Source organism: Achromobacter spanius (assembly GCF_002966795.1).
Lineage (GTDB): Bacteria > Pseudomonadota > Gammaproteobacteria > Burkholderiales > Burkholderiaceae_B > Achromobacter > Achromobacter spanius_D.
Genome location: NZ_CP023270.1, coordinates 1,310,786 through 1,327,172, shown reverse-complemented (window position 1 = coordinate 1,327,172; position 16,387 = coordinate 1,310,786). Strand labels below are relative to the sequence as shown.

Here is a 16,387-nt window from a genome sequence, read left to right as displayed (position 1 = left end):
GGTCGCACCGCCTGGCAGGGAGCAACAGACCCCGGGTCGTGCCGCATCGCCGGGCCCATCCCCCTCGCGCGCACGTTGTTTGTTGTTGGATTCTGCGCCAGGCGCGCGGCGATTGTATAGACCGGCGGGTGGCGCGCCGCCCACTATACGCCCGTGGCGGCCGCCTTGCGGACGAATGGCTCAGGGCAGACGGCAAGGGGCCGAGAAATCGGCCGACGCGGCGACCGTGTCGCGCAGCATGGCGACCAGCGGCCGGGCGTCGTCGCGCCGATACTGGAACGCGTAGGGCAAGGCGGCCAGTTCGGGCTCGCCGTGCAGGACGCGCAGGCTGCCTTCGGCCTGGAGCTTTTCGGCCCAATGGCTGGGCAGCAGCCCCACGCCCGTGCCCTCGATCAGCAGCCCGACGATGGCGCCCCAGTTGTTGCAGCACAGGCGCTCGCCCGCGGCTTCGCGGCCGCCCAGCCAGTCGTCGATGATGCGCGTGGTGCCCGCGCCTTCGGGCAGGGTCACCAGCGGCAGCCGCGCCAGCAAGGCCATCGTCATGCCGGTCTCGGAAGGTTGCAGCACCGAGGGCGCGGCGACCCAGGAGAATTGCGCCTCGCCGATGGGCGAGGACGCGATGCCGGCGCGGGAAGACCGGCCGGCGATCACCGCAAAGTCCAGTTCGCCGTCCGCGACGCGCTGCTCCAGCACCTGGCCGATGTCCACGTACGGCTCCAGCACCAGCTCCGGGTAGGCGGCGCGCACGGCGCGGATCAGCCCCGGCAGCCAGGTCAGCGCGGTCAGCTCGCCCACGCCGAAGCGGCAGCGGCCGCGCAGGCCGGGCGTTTCAGTCATGGAGGCGCGGACCTGGTCAGCCGCGGCGAGCAGGCTGCGCGCCTGCGGCACGAGGCGCTGTCCCGCGTCGGTCAGCACGGCCTTGTGGCCGCTGCGGTCAAAAAGCGTCTGGCCCAGCCCTTCTTCCAGCTCCGTGATGCGCTTGGACAGCGAGGACACCGACAGATGCAGCCGCTCGGCCGCCACGGCAAAACTGGCGCAGGTGGCGGCCCAGTAGAAGGCTTCGAGCTGCTTGAGCGTCATGGCCGCTCGCTGACGCGGTAGGCGCAGCGCCGCGCGCCGGCCAGGATGTGTTCTTCGCGGTCGACCTGCACGCCCTCGCCCAGCACCTTGCGGAACAGTTCCAGCTCGCTGCGGCAAAAGCCCATACAGGCCTTGGCGGCGAAACAGATGGGGCAATGGTTCTCGATGAAGATGAAATCCGCGCCGTCGTCACGCAGCTCCGCCATGTAGCCCTCGGCGCAGCGTACGTCGACCAGGCGCTCGAGCCGCGCTTTCAGGTCCGGCGCGTCCCGCATGGCCTGCTGATAGACATTGAGCATGGCGCCTTCGCGCACCTGCACCAGCTTGTCGACGCCGTCGTCGCCGAACGCCTGGCGCACGGCCGCGATCATCTGCACCGTCATCTCGGCGTGCGTGTCAGGGAAGCGCCCATGGCCGGCCGCGGTCAGGAACCAGATCTGGGTGGGCCGGCCGCGGCCCGCGCTGCGGCTCTCAGAGTCGACCAGCCCGTCGGCATGCAGGCGCGTCATCTGCTGGCGCACCGCCTCCGCCGTCACGTCCATGGCGCGCGCGATGACCGCGATGGATTGCGGCCCGCGCGTCTTCAGGGTCATGAGCACGCGATCCGCAGGCTGGTGCGGGATCGCGGCGGCCGGGTGGGACAGGCTGTCAGACATGAGAGGTATCGATGCTCTGGAAGAAGGTTCCTATGGTGCCATGGACGGCTTGCGGTGGTCAGCCGGCGCCGGGCTGGCTCGCCGCCACGGCGTCGGCGGACTGGGCCTGCCAGCCGCCCCCCAGCGCCTTGTACAGCGCGATGAGGCGCGTGTAGGACTCGGCTTCGGCGACGGCCACGGCGTCCTGGGCGCGCAAAAGCGTACGCTGCGCGTCCAGCACGGTCAAATACGGGGTACTGCCTTCGCGGTAGCGCAACCGGGCCAGTTCCGCGGCCCGTCCGCTGTGGGCGGCCGCCTGCGCCAGATTGCCCAGACGCTGCTGCGTCTGCCCGTATTCGGCCAGCGCCTCCTCCACCTCCTGCACCGCCCGCAGCACCGCCCGCTCGTAGCGCGCAGCTTCGCCCTCCAGGCGCGCCTCGGCCCCGCGCTTGCGCGCCAGCGCCGTGGGCAGGTGGAAGGCGGGCCAGCCGGCGTCGGCCGCCACGCTGAATCCGCGGCTGGCCGCCGAGCCGAAGTCCGCGCCGCGCAGCGCAACGAATCCCAGGAATCCGCCCAGGTCGATGCGCGGGTACAAATCGGCCGTGGCCACGCCCACGTCGGCATTGGCGGCGGCCAGGTTGCGTTCGGCGGCCAGCACGTCCGGACGCCGCGACAACAGGGCGCCCACATCGCCGATGGGCAGCCGCGCCGTCAGCGGCGCGAGCGGCGTGGCGGCATCCAGCGCGCCCAGTTCCACCGGACGCAGGGCCGCCAGCACCGCGATCCGGTACAGCGCCAGCCGGCGCGCGGTCTCCTGCACGGGGATGCTGGCCTGCACGGTCTCCAGTTCCGCCCGCGCGCTGGCCAGATCGCCTTCGTCGCCGCGGCCGGCCGACACCATGGCCTGGGTCACGCGCAGACTGTCCTCTTGGCTGGCGAGGTTCGCCCGCGCGACAGCCAGCCGCTGCTCGGCGCCGCGCAGCTCGAAATAGTTGCGCGCCACCTCGGCCGCCACCACGATGCGCGCCTGCGCCAGGTCGGCCGCCTGCGCTTCGCTGCGGGCGGCGGCGCCCTCGGCCGCGCGGCGCAGCCGGCCAAACAGATCCAGCTCCCAGGTCGCGTCAAAACCCGCGCGATAGCTTTCGGCCAGGTTGCGTTCGCCGGCGACGCCGGGGTTCGCCTGCGACAGGCTGCGCGCATAACCGCCGCCCAGCGTCACGGCAGGCAGCTTGTCCAATTCCTTCTCGTCCAGCACCGCGCGCGATTCGGCAAGGCGGGTCTGGGCGATGCGGATGTCCAGATTGCGGGCGAGCGCCATGCCGATCAGGCCATCGAGCTGCGGGTCCTGCAACTGCTTCCACCAATCGCGCTGGACCTGGTCGGTGGAGAACAGGGCCTGCTCCGGACTCGCCAGGACGACGGGCGCGGGGTTTGGCTGTTGGTAATCCGGCCCGACAGCGCAACCGGCCACGGCCAGGGCCGCCAGCAGCACGACGGCGCTGCGGCGCAGCCGGTGGGAGGGGTGTAGCGTATTCATGATCGATTCCTCAGTGCGAGGCCGCGGCGCGCGCGTCCTCGGCGTCGGCCTGCGCCAGTTCGCGGGCGCGCGGCGTGTCGTTGGCCGCCCGGTGATCGCGGGCAAACACGGTGTAGACGGTGGGCAGCACGAAAAGCGTGAACAGCGTGCCCACCAGCAGGCCCACCACGATGACCAACCCCAGGCTGTAGCGGCTATGCGCGCCGGCGCCGGTGGCGAACAGCAGCGGGATCAGCCCCATGACCATGGCGGCCGTGGTCATCAGGATGGGACGCAGGCGGATGCGCGCGGCCTGCTCCATGGCGGCCCGCCGGTCCAGGCCGTGACTGACCTGCATTTCGTTGGCAAACTCCACCATCAGGATCCCGTGCTTGCTGATCAGCCCGATCAGCGTCACCAGCCCGATCTGCGTGTAAATGTTGACGGTGGCCATGCCCAGCGCCAGCGGAATCAGCGCGCCGCAGATCGACATGGGCACGCTCACCAGGATGATGAACGGATCGCGCAGGCTTTCGTACTGCGCGGCCAGCACCAGGTAGATGACGATGATGGCGAAGATGAAGGTGATCATCAGCGCCGAGCCTTCCTGCGTGAACTGGCGCGCGTCGGACTGCCAGTCGTAGCTGAAGCCCGCGGGCAGCGACTGCGCCTCGCGCGTCAGGAACCGCACCGCATCGCCCATCGTGACGCCCGGCATGGGAATGGCCTGGAACGTGGCGGCGTTCAACTGATTGAACTGCGTGAGCTTGTTGGGCTCCACGCCCATCGACACCGACACCAGATTGGACAGCGGCACCTGCGCGCCCGAGGCGCTTTTCACGTGGTACTGCGCCAGCGCCTGCGGCGAGATGCGTTGCTCGCGCAGGCTTTGCGGAATGACGTCATACGATCGCCCATCCATGCCGAAGCGATTGACGTAGTTCTCGCCCACCAGCACCGCCAGCGTGTCGCCGATGGCTTTCATGGTGACGCCCAGGCTGTTCGCCTTACTACGGTCCACCTTCAGTTGCACAACCGGATTGTTGTAGTCCAGATCGCTGTCGACCACCATGAAGAGGCCGCTTTCGCGCGCGGCCTTCTTCAGGCTTTCCATGGCGTCATAAACCACGGCATAGTCGGACGCGCTCATCAGCACCATCTGCACGGGCAGCCCGCCGGTGGAGCCGGGCAAGGACGGCAGCTGGAACGCGAAGATGTTGCTGCCTTCCACGCCATTGGCCATCGCCTGCATGTCGGCCTGGATCTCGTCGGCCGAACGCTCGCGTTCCTGCCAGTCCACGAAGTTCACGCCGCCGATGCTGTTGGACACGTCGTCGGACCCGTTGATCAGCCAGCGCCCATTCTGCTCGGGCAGCGTCTTCATGACGTCGTCCCACTTCTTGCCGAACTTCTCGACGTAGTCGATGTTGGCCTGCTGCGGCGACTTGATGGCGGTGAGCACCGTGGACTGGTCCTCGACCGGCGCCAGTTCCTGCTGCGCGGCGTTGTACAGGAATGGCAGGCTGGCCAGCACGGCCACCGCCAGCACGCCTGTCACCCAACGGTGATGCAGCGACACGTCCAGCACGCGGCCATAGGCATCGCCAAGCCGGCCGAAGAAGTGCTCGGCCTTGCGCGCCATCCACCCATCGGCTACCCGGCCGTTCAAGAGAAACGAGCTCATCACCGGCGACAGCGTCAGCGCGATAACGCCCGACACCACCACCGCCCCCGCCAACGTGAACGCGAACTCCTTGAAGAGCGAGCCGGTCAGCCCGCCCATCAGCCCGATCGGCGCGTAGACCGCCGCCAGCGTGATGGTCATGGCGATCACCGGCCCCGCGACCTCACGCGCGCCGATCAGCGCCGCGCGCACGGGCGACTTGCCTTCCTCGATGTGGCGGTGCACGTTCTCGACCACGACGATGGCGTCGTCCACCACCAGCCCGATGGCCAGCACCATCGCCAGCAACGTCAAGAGGTTCACGCTGAAGCCGAACAGGGCCATGATGGCCGCGCCGCCCAGCATGGACAGCGGAATGGTCACCACCGGAATCAGCACCGCCCGCAGCGAGCCCAGGCACAGGAAGATCACCGCCACCACGATGACGATGGCCTCCAGCAGCGTCTGCGTCACGCCGTCAATGGAGGCGCTGATGAAGCGGGCCAGTTCGAACGGCACCTGCACGCTGGTGCCGGGCGGCAGATTCTGCTTGATGTTGGGCAGCAGTTCGTTCAGGCGCTTGACGATGACCAGCGGATTGCCGACCGGCGTGGCGTTCAGGCCGAAGTAGACGGCCGGTTCGCCATCCATCAGGCCGCTCGAATCCGTGGATGCCGCGCCCAGCTCCACCGTGGCGACGTCGCCCAGCCTGACGATGGCGCCGCCTTCCTGCTTGATGACGAGATCGCGGAATTCGGCCACGTTGACGAGGTCGGTGTTGACCTGGATGTTGGACACCACGTACAGGCCCTTGGCCTGGCCGGGCGCCGCCTGCACGTTGTTCTGGCGCAGCGCGTCGGCCAGCTCGCCGGCGGAAATACCGCGCGCCGCCATGCGATCCGGGTCCAGCCACACCCGCATCGCCAGCTTCTGCCCGCCGTACAGCTCGACGCTTGCCACGCCGTCGATGGACGAGAGCTGCGGCTGCACCACGCGCGACAGATAGTCGGTCAGCGCGGCCAGCGACAGGTTCGTGCTGGAAAAGCCCACATAGGCGACGGCCGTGGCCTCGCCCGCGGACTTGACCAGGACCGGATCGTAGACGTCCTGCGGCAGGCGGTACTTGACCTCGTTGACCTTGGCCATCACTTCGGTCATGGCCTTGTTGGAGTCGGCGTTCAGCTTCATCCGCACGGTGATCACGCTGCGGCCCTGCGTGGACGACGACGACAGGTAATCAATGCCTTCGACCGTGGCCACGGACTGCGCGATGGGCTGCGTTACGAAGCCCTGCATCAGGTCGGGCGAGGCGCCCGGATACTGCGTGGTGATGGTGATGGTCGTGCTTTCGGTCAGCGGGTACTGCCGGACGGGCAAGCCGCTCAGCGCCTTGATGCCCAGCAGCAGGATGAGCGTGCTGACCACCAGCGCCAGCACGGGACGGCGCACGAAAAGATCGGTGAACTTCATGGGAGCCTCCGTGCCTTATCGGGCTTGCGCCACGGCCTGCCCCGGCGCGGTCAGCGCCACGGTGTCGCCCGGCAGGATCTCGACGGCCGCGCCGTTGTGCAGCCGCAGCTGGCCCGACGTAACGACCCGGTCGCCGGCCTTGATCCCCTCGGTCACCACCACGCGGCCGCGCAGGCGTTCTCCGGTCTTCACATAGGCCTGACGGACGGTGGGCGCCGCGCCGGCCGTGCCGGATTCGGGCGCAGCCACGACATAGACCGAATCGCCATAGGCGCTGTAGCTCACGGCCGTCTCCGGCACGGTGATGACGTTCGGGCGGTCGGGCAGGCTGATCCTGCCCTGCGCGTACATGCCCGCGGACAGCGCGCCGTCCGGATTGGCCAGCAGCGCCTGCACGCGGACCGTGCGCGTGCCTGGGTCGACCTGCGGCTCCACGGTCGTGACCTTGCCCGGGAACGCACGGCCGGCGTGCGCATCCACCGTCACCGCCACGGGCTGGCCAACGCGCAGCGCGCCCAGCGCCTGCTCGGGCAGCGTGAGGTTCGCGTACACGGAGGACGCATCCGTCAGTGATACCAGCGGATCGCCAGCGCGGGCAAACTGGCCGAGGTTCACGCGGCGCACGCCCAGCACCCCGTCGAACGGCGCCTTGATGCGCTTCTGGTCGATCAGCGCCTGCACGCGCCGCACGTCGGCGGCGGCCTGCTCATGATCGGCCTGCGCCTGATCGAGCTGCTCGCGCGTGGCGGCCTGCAGCGGCACCAGGCGGCGCGTGCGGTCCAGCAAGGCCCGCGCGTTGCGTGCCTGCGCCTGCAGCCGCGCCAGCTCGCCCTGCTCGGGCGCGTCGTTCAATTGCACGAGCAACTGCCCGGCCTTCACGGACTCGCCCGGCGTGAACAGGATCTGCGCGACACGACCGTCAACCTCGGCGGGCACCAGCACCTGGCGCGTGGCCTCCAGCGAGCCGATGCCGGCGAGCACAACCGGGAAATCCGCCTGCACCGCGGCGGCCACCGCGACCTTGGCCGGCGGCATCGACCATCCGCCGCCGTGCGCGGCCCCATTGGATTTCCAGTACATCGCCCCGCCGGCCAACGCCGCCGCCACTGCCAGGGCGACAACCGCCCATGCTCCTGCCTTCGCCTTCATTTTTCGCTCACTTTTTATTTAAACAAGTATTTGCTTGGATAATCCTTGAATTGGGGCTTTCCGTCAAAGCGGCGAAAACAATGAGGGGGATAGCGACGGGCTATGGGCGAAAAAAAGCCACGCGGGCAGCGTGGCTAAAGGGGAAGGAAATCGGGGTATTAGGAACGGACCATGTGCAGGTAGTGGCGATGCCGCTCGTACTGATCCAGGATGTCGCCGATCACCGCATCGCGGCTCCAGCCCATGATGTCGTAGTCCTGCCCGCCCTCGCGGAGGTGGACTTCGGCGCGGAAGTACTTGCGCTCGTCTTCGTCGGCCGCTTCGTCGGGCGTGAGGCTTGGCCGCACGAAGGCCTGCGGCTGCACGGCGTAGGAGAAGTCCAGATGTTCGCCGTGCGAGACTTCCAGGATCACCCCGCCTTCGTTTTCGTCTTCGCGCACCTCTACGGCATAGCCCTGCTTGCGCAGTTCGTCGGCCACGTCTTCCAGGGCCGGCCGCACCACGTCCGTGATGAAGCGCAGCACATGGGCGCGGCGCGGCATCATGACCATGTTGCGCAGGCGCCGTTCCCACGACTGGCCGCCGCGCGCGGGCCGCGAGAGCGTCAGGGACTGGTAGCGGATGCCGCGTTTGGTCGCGTCGAGCTTTAGCGCCTTGAACAGCCCCCACAGCGACAGCAGCAGGATGATCGAGAATGGCAGTGCGCTGGCGATGGTGGCAGTTTGCAGCGCGGTCAAGCCGTCGGCCAGCAGCAGCGCAATGGCCACCGCGCCCATCGACAGCGACCAGAAGATCCGCTGCCACACCGGCGTGCGGTCCGCGCCGCCCGAGGCCAGCAGGTCCACGACCAGCGCCCCCGAGTCGGCTGAGGTGACAAAGAACACCGCCACCATCGCGATGGCAAAGATCGATATCACGCTGCTCCAGGGCAATAACTCCAGAAACGCGAAGAGCGCCAGGGAACTGTCCTTGTCCACCGCCTGCGCCAAGCCCTGATCGCCGCCCACCAGAATGTAGTAAATGGCCGTGTCGCCGAACACCGTCATCCAGAACAGCGTGAAGCCGGCCGGCACCAGCAGCACGCCGCAGACGAATTCGCGGATGGTGCGGCCGCGCGAGATGCGGGCGATGAACAGGCCGACGAACGGCGACCACGCGATCCACCAGCCCCAATAGAACAGCGTCCAGCCGCCCAGCCAGTCGGTCGGCTCATAGGCGTACAGGTTGAAGGTCTTGTTGACGATGTCGGACAGATAAGCGCCAGTGTTCTGCACGAACGTCTGAAACAGGAACACCGTGGGGCCGGCAATTAGCACGAACAGCAGCAGGATCACGGCCAGCACCATGTTGGCTTCCGACAGGATGCGGATGCCCTTGTCCAGCCCGCTGGCCACCGACATGGTCGCCAGGCCGCAGGTGATGACGATCAGGATGATCTGCGGTACGACGCCCACGGGAATGCCGAACAGGTGATTCAAGCCGCTGTTCATCTGCGCCACGCCCAGGCCCAGCGACGTCGCCACGCCCAGCACGGTGCCGATGATGGCGAAGATGTCGACCGCATGGCCGATCGGGCCGTGGATGCGGTTGCCGATCAGCGGATACAGCGCGGACCGCAGGGTCAGCGGCAGGCCGTGGCGGAAGCTGAAGAACGCGAGCGTCAGCGCCACCGCCGCGTAGATCGCCCAGGCGTGCAGGCCCCAATGGAAGAAGGTGATCTTCATGGACTCGCGCGCCGCCTCGACCGTGCCGCCCTCGCCCACGGGCGGCGACAAGAAGTGCATGACGGGCTCGGCCACGCCGAAGAACATCAGCCCGATCCCCATGCCAGCGGAGAACAGCATGGCGAACCAGGTGAAATTGCGGTAATCGGGCTCGCTGTGGTCCGGGCCCAGCTTGATGTCCCCATACCGGCTGATCGCCAGAAACGCGACCGAGATCAAGATGACGGCAACGACCAGGATGTAGAACCAGCTTGCGTTGCTGATGATCCATGCCTGCATCGCGCCGAAGACGTCCTGAGCGGCCTTGGGCGCAATGATGGCGAAGGCGACGAGCAGCACCGTGAAGAGGGCCGCTGAAAAAAAGACAGGCCGATGGATGGTCGTGCCGGGTCGGGATTCCGAAGTCATGGATGCACTCCTTGCGCCCGAGGGTCGCGGAACGTGGCGCTGGCCCCCTCAGCACGACCGGTGCGCCGCCGGTATTACTATCACGGGCGCACCCAAGCTGACAATCACCTGAGTCAGAAATCGGAATTTTTCAGACGGGCGCCGCGGCCCTATTCCGGCTTGGCATCGCCAAAGACGACGCGGCGAAAGAACCCGGCCAGCACGGCCTCGGTCATCTCGGGCGTGACGGCCTGAGGATCGAAGGCATAGCTGAACTGCATGCCGTCCGACAGGGCCAGCAGGCCCAGCGCAAGCTGCTCGGCCGGCAGCGGCAGCGGCGTGCCGACGTGGGCCGAGAACTGGCGGATGTATTCGGTGGTGGCGGCGCGCAGCTCGCGCAGACAGGCGATGAACCCCACGCGGAAGTCCGGATCGCGCGCGGCCTGCAGCTTGCCTTCCATCCAGAGCAGAAAACAGTCGTTCTCGCGATAGTGCGTGCTGTAGTAATCGAGCACGCGCGCTTCCATCTGCTGCCGGGTCTCGCCGGCTTCGAAGATGGCGCGCATGTCGGCCATGACGTTTTCATGGTCGCGCTTGAGCAATTGCAGGAAGAGTTCGGACTTGCTGCCGAAATTGCTATAGAACGCGCCGCGCGTGTAGCCCGCCTGTTCGGCGATGTCTTCGACGCTGGCCGCCACGAAACCCTTGGACAGAAAAATCGACTGGGCAGCGTCGAGCAGGCGCTGACGCGTCTGGTCACGGCTCTGCTCTCGGGTTAGGCGGACTTTTGACATGGCCGGAGTTTAGCATCGGCGCCGGTTTCAGATTCAACATTGAATCCAGATACACGACTGTATTAGAATCCAGTCCGTATCGAGTTCGACTCGCCCTTTTCTGCCCTTTTCCGCGCCGCGAGGTGTTTCGTGAATTGTCCTGGCCCGGCCGCGCGTTCCACCGCGCGCTCCGTCGCTGCCGATGCAGCGCCGCTTTTTCCCATTTCCCTGCCTTGCCGCCGGACACGCCTGATGGCGATGAGTGCCGTGCTTGCGCTGGCTGCCGCCGTGGCCGGTTGCGGCCGCGAGGAGGCGCCCGCCCCTGCGCCGCGTCCCGTGGTCGCCATGCCCGCGCAGGCGGACGAAGCCCTGCCCGCCTGGACGCTGCCCGGCGAAGTGCAGGCGCGCTACAGCACCCCGCTGTCGTTCCGCGTGGGCGGCAAGATCATCGAGCGCAAGGTGCGGCTGGGCGACACCGTCGCTCCCGGCCAGGCCCTTGCCAAGCTGGATCCGGCCGACGCGGCCAAGAACGCGGCAGCCGCACGTGCCGCGCTGTCCGCAGCGCAGCACCAGTTTGACTACGCCCGCCAGCAACTGGAGCGCGACCGCGCCCAGGCACGCGAAAACCTGATTGCCGCGACGCAGCTCGAACAAACCCGCAACGCCTATGCCTCGGCGCTTGCGCAGCGGGACCAGGCCGCGCAGCAGGCAGCGCTGGCAGCAGACCAGCTCAACTACACCACCCTCACGGCCGACCACGCGGGCGTCATCACGGCCGAACAGGCCGACACCGGACAAAACGTGGCGGCGGGCACCCCGGTCTACCAGTTGGCCTGGTCGGGCGACATCGACGCGCTGTGCGACGTGCCTGAAAGCGTGCTGGCGGGATTGGCGGTCGGCCAGCGCGCCAGCGTCACGCTGGGCCCGTTGCCCGGCCAGACCTTCACGGCCGTCCTGCGCGAGATCGCGCCGGCCGCCGACCCGCAAAGCCGCACCTACCGCGCCAAGCTCACGCTGGAATCGCCATCGCCCGAGGTCCGGCTGGGCATGACCGCCAACATCAGCTTCGATAACCGCTCGGCCAACGGGCAGACCACCTTTACCGTGCCGGCCACTGCCCTGTTCCATGAAGGCCGAGAGCCGGCGGTGTGGATCGTCAAACCCGACGCCGACACGCTGGAGCTGCGCCGCGTGCAGGTGCTGCGCTACGACGCGCGCACCGTCACCCTGTCGCAAGGCCTGCAGCCAGGCGAGCGCGTGGTGTGGCAAGGCGTGCACACGGTGTCGGCGGGCGAGAAAGTGCGCCCGGTGCCGCCGCTGCATCCCGAGGACTTCGCGTCATGAGCGCCCCCGGCGAGGATGCTGGCAAGGGCGGCGGCCACGATGCCCATCGCCACGAGGAAGGCCGATTCAACCTGTCGGCCTGGGCGCTCCGGCATCAGCCGCTGGTGATCTTCATCATCACGCTCGTCACGCTGTTTGGCGTGCTGTCGTATTCGCGGCTGGCGCAGTCCGAAGATCCGCCCTTCACCTTCCGCGTCATGGTCATCCAGACCCTGTGGCCCGGCGCCACCGCGCAGCAGGTTCAGGAACAGGTCACGGACCGCATCGCCAAGAAGCTCCAGGAAACCGCCAACACGGACTTCCTGCGCAGCTACTCGCGGCCCGGCGAATCCCTGATCTTCTACACGATGAAGGACTCGGCGCCCGCCAACACGGTGGCCGACCAGTGGTACCAGGTGCGCAAGAAGGTCGGCGACATGCGGGCCACGCTGCCGCAAGGCGTGCAGGGCCCGTTCTTCAATGACGAGTTCGGCGACGTCTACACCAACATCTACACGCTGCAGGGCGATGGCTTCTCGCCCGCGCAGCTGCATGACTACGCCGACAAGCTGCGCACGGTGCTGCTGCGCGTGCCCGGCGTGGCCAAGGTGGATTACTTCGGGGACCAGCCCGAACACATCTATATCGAGATCACGAACACCCAGCTCACCCGGCTGGGCGTCTCGCCGCAACAGATCGCGCAGGCGATCAACAGCCAGAACGCCGTGCAGGGCGCGGGCACGCTGACCACTGCCGACGACCGCATCTTCGTGCGGCCTTCGGGGCAGTTCCCCAACAGCCGGGCGCTGGCGGACACGCTGATCCGCGTGAACGACAAGTCGATCCGGCTGGGCGATATCGCCACCATTCATCGCGGCTATGACGATCCGCCCGCGCAGCAGATGCGTTTCAGCGGGGAAACCGTGCTGGGCATCGGCATCACCATGCAGCCGGGCCAGGACGTGGTGCGCCTGGGCAAATCGCTGGACGCGAAGTTCAAGGAATTGCAGGCGCAACTGCCCGCGGGCCTGACGTTGAAGGAAGTCTCCAGCATGCCGACCGCCGTGTCGCATTCGGTCGACGACTTCCTGCGCTCCGTCGCGGAAGCCGTGGCGATCGTGCTGGCCGTCAGCCTGGTGTCGCTGGGCTTGCGCACGGGCATGGTGGTGGTGATTTCCATCCCCGTGGTGCTGGCCATTACGGCGCTGTTCATGGAGATGTTCGGCATCGGCCTGCACAAGGTGTCGCTGGGCACGCTGGTGCTGGCGCTGGGCCTGCTGGTGGACGACGCCATCATTGCGGTCGAGATGATGTCGGTGAAGCTGGAACAAGGCTGGAACCGGACGCGCGCCGCCGCGTTCGCCTACACCAGCACGGCGTTTCCGATGCTGACCGGCACGCTGGTCACCGTGGCGGGCTTTCTGCCGATTGCGCTGGCCAAGTCCAGCACGGGCGAATACACGCGTTCGATCTTCCAGGTGTCCGCCATCGCACTGATCACCTCGTGGTTCGCGGCCGTGGTGCTGATTCCGTTGCTGGGCTATCGCCTTCTGCCCGAGCGCAAGCGCGAGGCGCATCTGCCGCACGACCACGAGCACGACATCTACAACACCCGCTTCTACCAGCGCCTGCGCGGCTGGGTGGCGTGGTGCGTGGACCGCCGCTTCCTGGTGCTTGCTGGCACCGTGGTGGTGTTTGCCGTAGCCATGGCGGGCTTCAAGTTCGTGCCGCAGCAGTTCTTCCCCAGCTCCGACCGCAGCGAACTGCTGGTCGACGTGCGCCTGCAGGAGGGTGCATCCTTTGCCGCGACGCTGCGCCAGGTCGAGCGCCTGGAAAAGGTGATCGAGGGCCGCCCCGAAATCGCGCATTCGGTCAGCTTCGTCGGCACGGGCGCGCCGCGCTTCTACCTGCCGCTGGATCAGCAGCTGGCCACGCCCAACTTCGCGCAGCTCGTGATCACTACCCATTCGGTGGAAGATCGCGAAAAGCTCGCGCAGTGGATGGAGCCAATGCTGCGCAGCGACTTCCCCGCCATCCGCAGCCGCTTGTCGCGGCTGGAGAACGGACCGCCGGTGGGTTATCAGGTGCAGTTCCGCGTCAGCGGCGACAAGATCCCGGACGTGCGCGCGGTGGCCGAGAAGGTGGCCGCCGAAGTGCGCGCCGACAAGCGCTCGGCCAATGTGCAGTTCGACTGGGACGAGCCTTCCGAGCGCTCGGTACGCTTCGAAGTCGACCAGCAGAAGGCGCGCGAACTGGGCATCAGCTCCAGCGACATTTCCGATTTCCTGGCGATGACGTTGTCGGGCTACACCGTGACGCAATACCGCGAACGCGACAAGCTCATCAACGTCAGCCTGCGCGCCCCGCGCGAAGAGCGGGTCGACCCCGCCCGGCTCGCCACGCTGGCGATGCCGACGGCAAACGGTCCCGTGCCGCTGGGCAGCATCGGCCAGGTGAAGTACGACCTGGAGTACGGCGTCATCTGGGAACGCGACCGCCAGCCCACGATCACCGTCCAGGCCGACGTGATCGGCGGCGCGCAAGGCATCGACGTCACGCGCGCCATCGACAAGAAGCTGAACACGCTGCGCGCCGAGCTGCCGGTCGGTTTCCGCATTGAAGTTGGCGGACCGGTAGAGGAAAGCGCCAAGGGCCAGACGTCCATCAATGCGCAGATGCCGCTGATGGCGGTGGCCGTGCTGACGCTGCTGATGGTGCAGCTGCAGAGCTTCGCCCGTGTGCTGATGGTGGTGCTGACCGCGCCGCTGGGGCTGATCGGCGTGGTGGCCGCCCTGCTGCTGTTCGGCAAGCCCTTCGGCTTTGTCGCGATGCTGGGGGTGATCGCGATGTTCGGCATCATCATGCGCAACTCAGTCATCCTGGTGGACCAGATCGAACAGGACATCAGCGCGGGCCACAAGCGCGTGGACGCCATCGTGGGCGCCACGGTCCGGCGCTTCCGCCCGATCACGCTGACGGCGGCCGCCGCGGTGCTGGCGCTGATTCCGCTGTTGCGCAGCAATTTCTTTGGTCCCATGGCGACGGCGCTGATGGGCGGCATCACCAGCGCCACGGTGCTGACGCTGTTCTTCCTGCCGGCCCTGTACGCCGCGTGGTTCCGCGTGAAGCACGACGAACGCGACGAACCCGAAGGCGTGCCGCCCGGCGCCAACGCGGGCGACACGGTGGAACGAGGAGCCTGACGATGCGACATCCCATCCCTTCCGCTTGCCTGCGATTTGCCGCGCTGCCGCTGGTGCTGGCGCTGGGCGCCTGCGCCTTCGCGCCGGACAGCAGGCCGCCCGTGATGGCCGAACCCGCTCAATACGGGGTCGAGGCGGCGCCTGCCACCGGCGCCGCCGCGCAGGGCGTGGCGCAGCGCTTCGAGCGCGGCGCGCACCCGGTGCCGCAATGGTGGACGCGTTACCAGTCCCACGCGCTGAATGCGCTGGTCGAAGAAGGCCTGGCCAACAGCCCGGACCTGGCCGCCGCCGAACGCAATCTGGCCGGCGCGCGCGAGCAGTTGCGCGGACAGGTCAATTCGTCGCTGCTGCCCACGGTGGATGCAGGCGTCAGCGCCACGCGCAACCGTGCGCTGACCATGCCCAACCTGCCGCAGCCCACCGCGCTCTTCAATGTGTTCACGGGACAGGTGCAGGCCAGCTACAACCTGGACCTCTTTGGCGCGGCGCGCTTTGCCAACACCTCGCTCGCGGCGCAGGTCGAACAGCAGGCCTACCAGCTGGAAGCCGCGCGGCGTTCACTGGCGGCCAACATCGTCACGGGTGCGATTACCTCGGCCTCGCTGGCCGAACAGGTGGCGCTGACGGAAAAGCAGGTGGTGCTGCTGCGGCAGGTCGCACGCGACACGCAGCGCCGGTACGAACTGGGCGCGGCGTCGCAAAACGACGCGCTGGATGCGGACCAGGATGCCGCCACGCTGGAGGCATCGCTGCCCGGCCTGCGCGCGCGGTGGCATGCGACGCGTCACGCGCTGGCCGTGCTGCTGGGCCGCAGTCCCGATCAGGCGCCGCCGGATCTGGCCTTCAGCACGATCGCCGTGCCCGAGGCGGTGCCGGTGGTGGTGCCGTCGGAACTCCTGGCTTCCCGGCCGGACGTCCAGGTTGCCGAGGCGGCGCTGGTGGCGGCCGCGGCCGACGTGGGGCTGGCCACCGCGCAGCTCTTTCCGAGCTTGTCGCTGACGGCCTCCATGGGCAAGGGCGGGTTTGCGTGGGCGGATGCCCTGTCGGGCGCCGGCTCCATCTGGGCCATCGGCGCGTCGCTGACGCAGCCGATCTTCCACGGCGGGCAGTTGCTTGCCGAGCGCAGCGCCGCCAAGGAGCGTTACGAGGCCGCCGTGTTGCAGTACAAGCAGACCGTGCTGACCGCGTTCCGCGACGTGGCCGACACGCTGTCACGGCTGGATGCCGGCGGGCAGGCGCTGGCGTCGGCGGAAGGTTCGCGCAAGGCGGCGGAGCAGTCCTACCAGAACACGGCCAAGCGCGTTCGGCTGGGCGCGCTGGCGCCGTACACCCAGTACGCGTCCGAGCAGCATTACGTGGCGGCGCGCCTGCGTGAACTGGAATACGCCAACGCCCGCATGACGGAAACGGCGGCGTTGTTCCAGGCAATGGGTTCGCCGGCCAGTGCCGCGCCGCAGCAGTAGC

At 67.8% G+C, this 16,387-nt stretch carries 10 protein-coding genes; 3 read left to right on the top strand and 7 right to left on the bottom strand.

The genetic code is table 11. The features are described 5' to 3' along the window. Positions 1 to 180 precede the first annotated feature (180 nt). From CLM73_RS05930 to CLM73_RS05900, 7 genes are all read right to left on the bottom strand, one after another. Positions 181 to 1,080 (bottom strand): LysR family transcriptional regulator, encoded by a 900-nt coding sequence (locus CLM73_RS05930; protein WP_105237715.1) that lies wholly within the window; start codon positions 1,078 to 1,080, stop codon positions 181 to 183. Next, positions 1,077 to 1,736, bottom strand: a complete 660-nt coding sequence (locus CLM73_RS05925) for a helix-turn-helix transcriptional regulator (protein ID WP_105237714.1) — start codon at positions 1,734 to 1,736, stop codon at positions 1,077 to 1,079. The genes CLM73_RS05930 and CLM73_RS05925 overlap by 4 nt, the downstream gene beginning before the upstream one ends. A 58-nt stretch (positions 1,737 to 1,794) precedes the next feature. Beyond that, the gene (locus CLM73_RS05920) at positions 1,795 to 3,252 is read right to left on the bottom strand and encodes an efflux transporter outer membrane subunit (RefSeq protein ID WP_105237713.1); all 1,458 of its coding nucleotides are present in this window, start codon (positions 3,250 to 3,252) and stop codon (positions 1,795 to 1,797) included. A 10-nt stretch (positions 3,253 to 3,262) separates the two neighbouring features. Next, positions 3,263 to 6,364: a MexW/MexI family multidrug efflux RND transporter permease subunit gene (locus CLM73_RS05915; RefSeq protein ID WP_105237712.1), complete on the bottom strand. Its 3,102-nt coding sequence runs from the start codon at positions 6,362 to 6,364 to the stop codon at positions 3,263 to 3,265. 15 nt (positions 6,365 to 6,379) lie between these two features. Continuing rightward, on the bottom strand, positions 6,380 to 7,513 hold the full coding sequence (locus tag CLM73_RS05910) for an efflux RND transporter periplasmic adaptor subunit (RefSeq protein WP_105237711.1): 1,134 nt from the start codon (positions 7,511 to 7,513) through the stop codon (positions 6,380 to 6,382). A gap of 158 nt (positions 7,514 to 7,671) precedes the next feature. Beyond that, positions 7,672 to 9,645, bottom strand: coding sequence for a BCCT family transporter (locus CLM73_RS05905; RefSeq protein WP_105237710.1), 1,974 nt, complete (start codon positions 9,643 to 9,645; stop codon positions 7,672 to 7,674). 149 nt (positions 9,646 to 9,794) lie between these two features. Further along, positions 9,795 to 10,418 (bottom strand): TetR/AcrR family transcriptional regulator, encoded by a 624-nt coding sequence (locus tag CLM73_RS05900; RefSeq protein ID WP_105237709.1) that lies wholly within the window; start codon positions 10,416 to 10,418, stop codon positions 9,795 to 9,797. A gap of 231 nt (positions 10,419 to 10,649) precedes the next feature. Between CLM73_RS05900 and CLM73_RS05895 the strand changes: the two genes are divergently transcribed. Genes CLM73_RS05895 through CLM73_RS05885 form a run of 3 tightly spaced genes read left to right on the top strand, consistent with a single transcriptional unit; the run spans position 10,650 to position 16,386 of the window. Then, complete coding sequence (locus tag CLM73_RS05895; RefSeq protein ID WP_105237708.1) at positions 10,650 to 11,741, top strand: efflux RND transporter periplasmic adaptor subunit; 1,092 nt, start codon at positions 10,650 to 10,652, stop codon at positions 11,739 to 11,741. Further along, positions 11,738 to 14,923, top strand: a complete 3,186-nt coding sequence (locus CLM73_RS05890; RefSeq protein WP_105237707.1) for an efflux RND transporter permease subunit — start codon at positions 11,738 to 11,740, stop codon at positions 14,921 to 14,923. Before CLM73_RS05895 ends, CLM73_RS05890 begins: the two co-directional genes overlap by 4 nt. A gap of 2 nt (positions 14,924 to 14,925) precedes the next feature. Then, positions 14,926 to 16,386 (top strand): efflux transporter outer membrane subunit, encoded by a 1,461-nt coding sequence (locus CLM73_RS05885; RefSeq protein WP_105237706.1) that lies wholly within the window; start codon positions 14,926 to 14,928, stop codon positions 16,384 to 16,386. Position 16,387 lies beyond the last annotated feature (1 nt).

What these genes read in the sequence shown, in the direction of transcription:
- CLM73_RS05930 (WP_105237715.1), bottom strand. Translation starts at nt 1,080, where the DNA reads ATGACGCTCAAGCAGCTCGAAGCCTTCTACTGGGCCGCCACCTGCGCC.
- CLM73_RS05925 (WP_105237714.1), bottom strand. Translation starts at nt 1,736, where the DNA reads ATGTCTGACAGCCTGTCCCACCCGGCCGCCGCGATCCCGCACCAGCCT.
- CLM73_RS05920 (WP_105237713.1), bottom strand. Translation starts at nt 3,252, where the DNA reads ATGAATACGCTACACCCCTCCCACCGGCTGCGCCGCAGCGCCGTCGTG.
- CLM73_RS05915 (WP_105237712.1), bottom strand. Translation starts at nt 6,364, where the DNA reads ATGAAGTTCACCGATCTTTTCGTGCGCCGTCCCGTGCTGGCGCTGGTG.
- CLM73_RS05910 (WP_105237711.1), bottom strand. Translation starts at nt 7,513, where the DNA reads ATGAAGGCGAAGGCAGGAGCATGGGCGGTTGTCGCCCTGGCAGTGGCG.
- CLM73_RS05905 (WP_105237710.1), bottom strand. Translation starts at nt 9,645, where the DNA reads ATGACTTCGGAATCCCGACCCGGCACGACCATCCATCGGCCTGTCTTT.
- CLM73_RS05900 (WP_105237709.1), bottom strand. Translation starts at nt 10,418, where the DNA reads ATGTCAAAAGTCCGCCTAACCCGAGAGCAGAGCCGTGACCAGACGCGT.
- CLM73_RS05895 (WP_105237708.1), top strand. Translation starts at nt 10,650, where the DNA reads ATGGCGATGAGTGCCGTGCTTGCGCTGGCTGCCGCCGTGGCCGGTTGC.
- CLM73_RS05890 (WP_105237707.1), top strand. Translation starts at nt 11,738, where the DNA reads ATGAGCGCCCCCGGCGAGGATGCTGGCAAGGGCGGCGGCCACGATGCC.
- CLM73_RS05885 (WP_105237706.1), top strand. Translation starts at nt 14,926, where the DNA reads ATGCGACATCCCATCCCTTCCGCTTGCCTGCGATTTGCCGCGCTGCCG.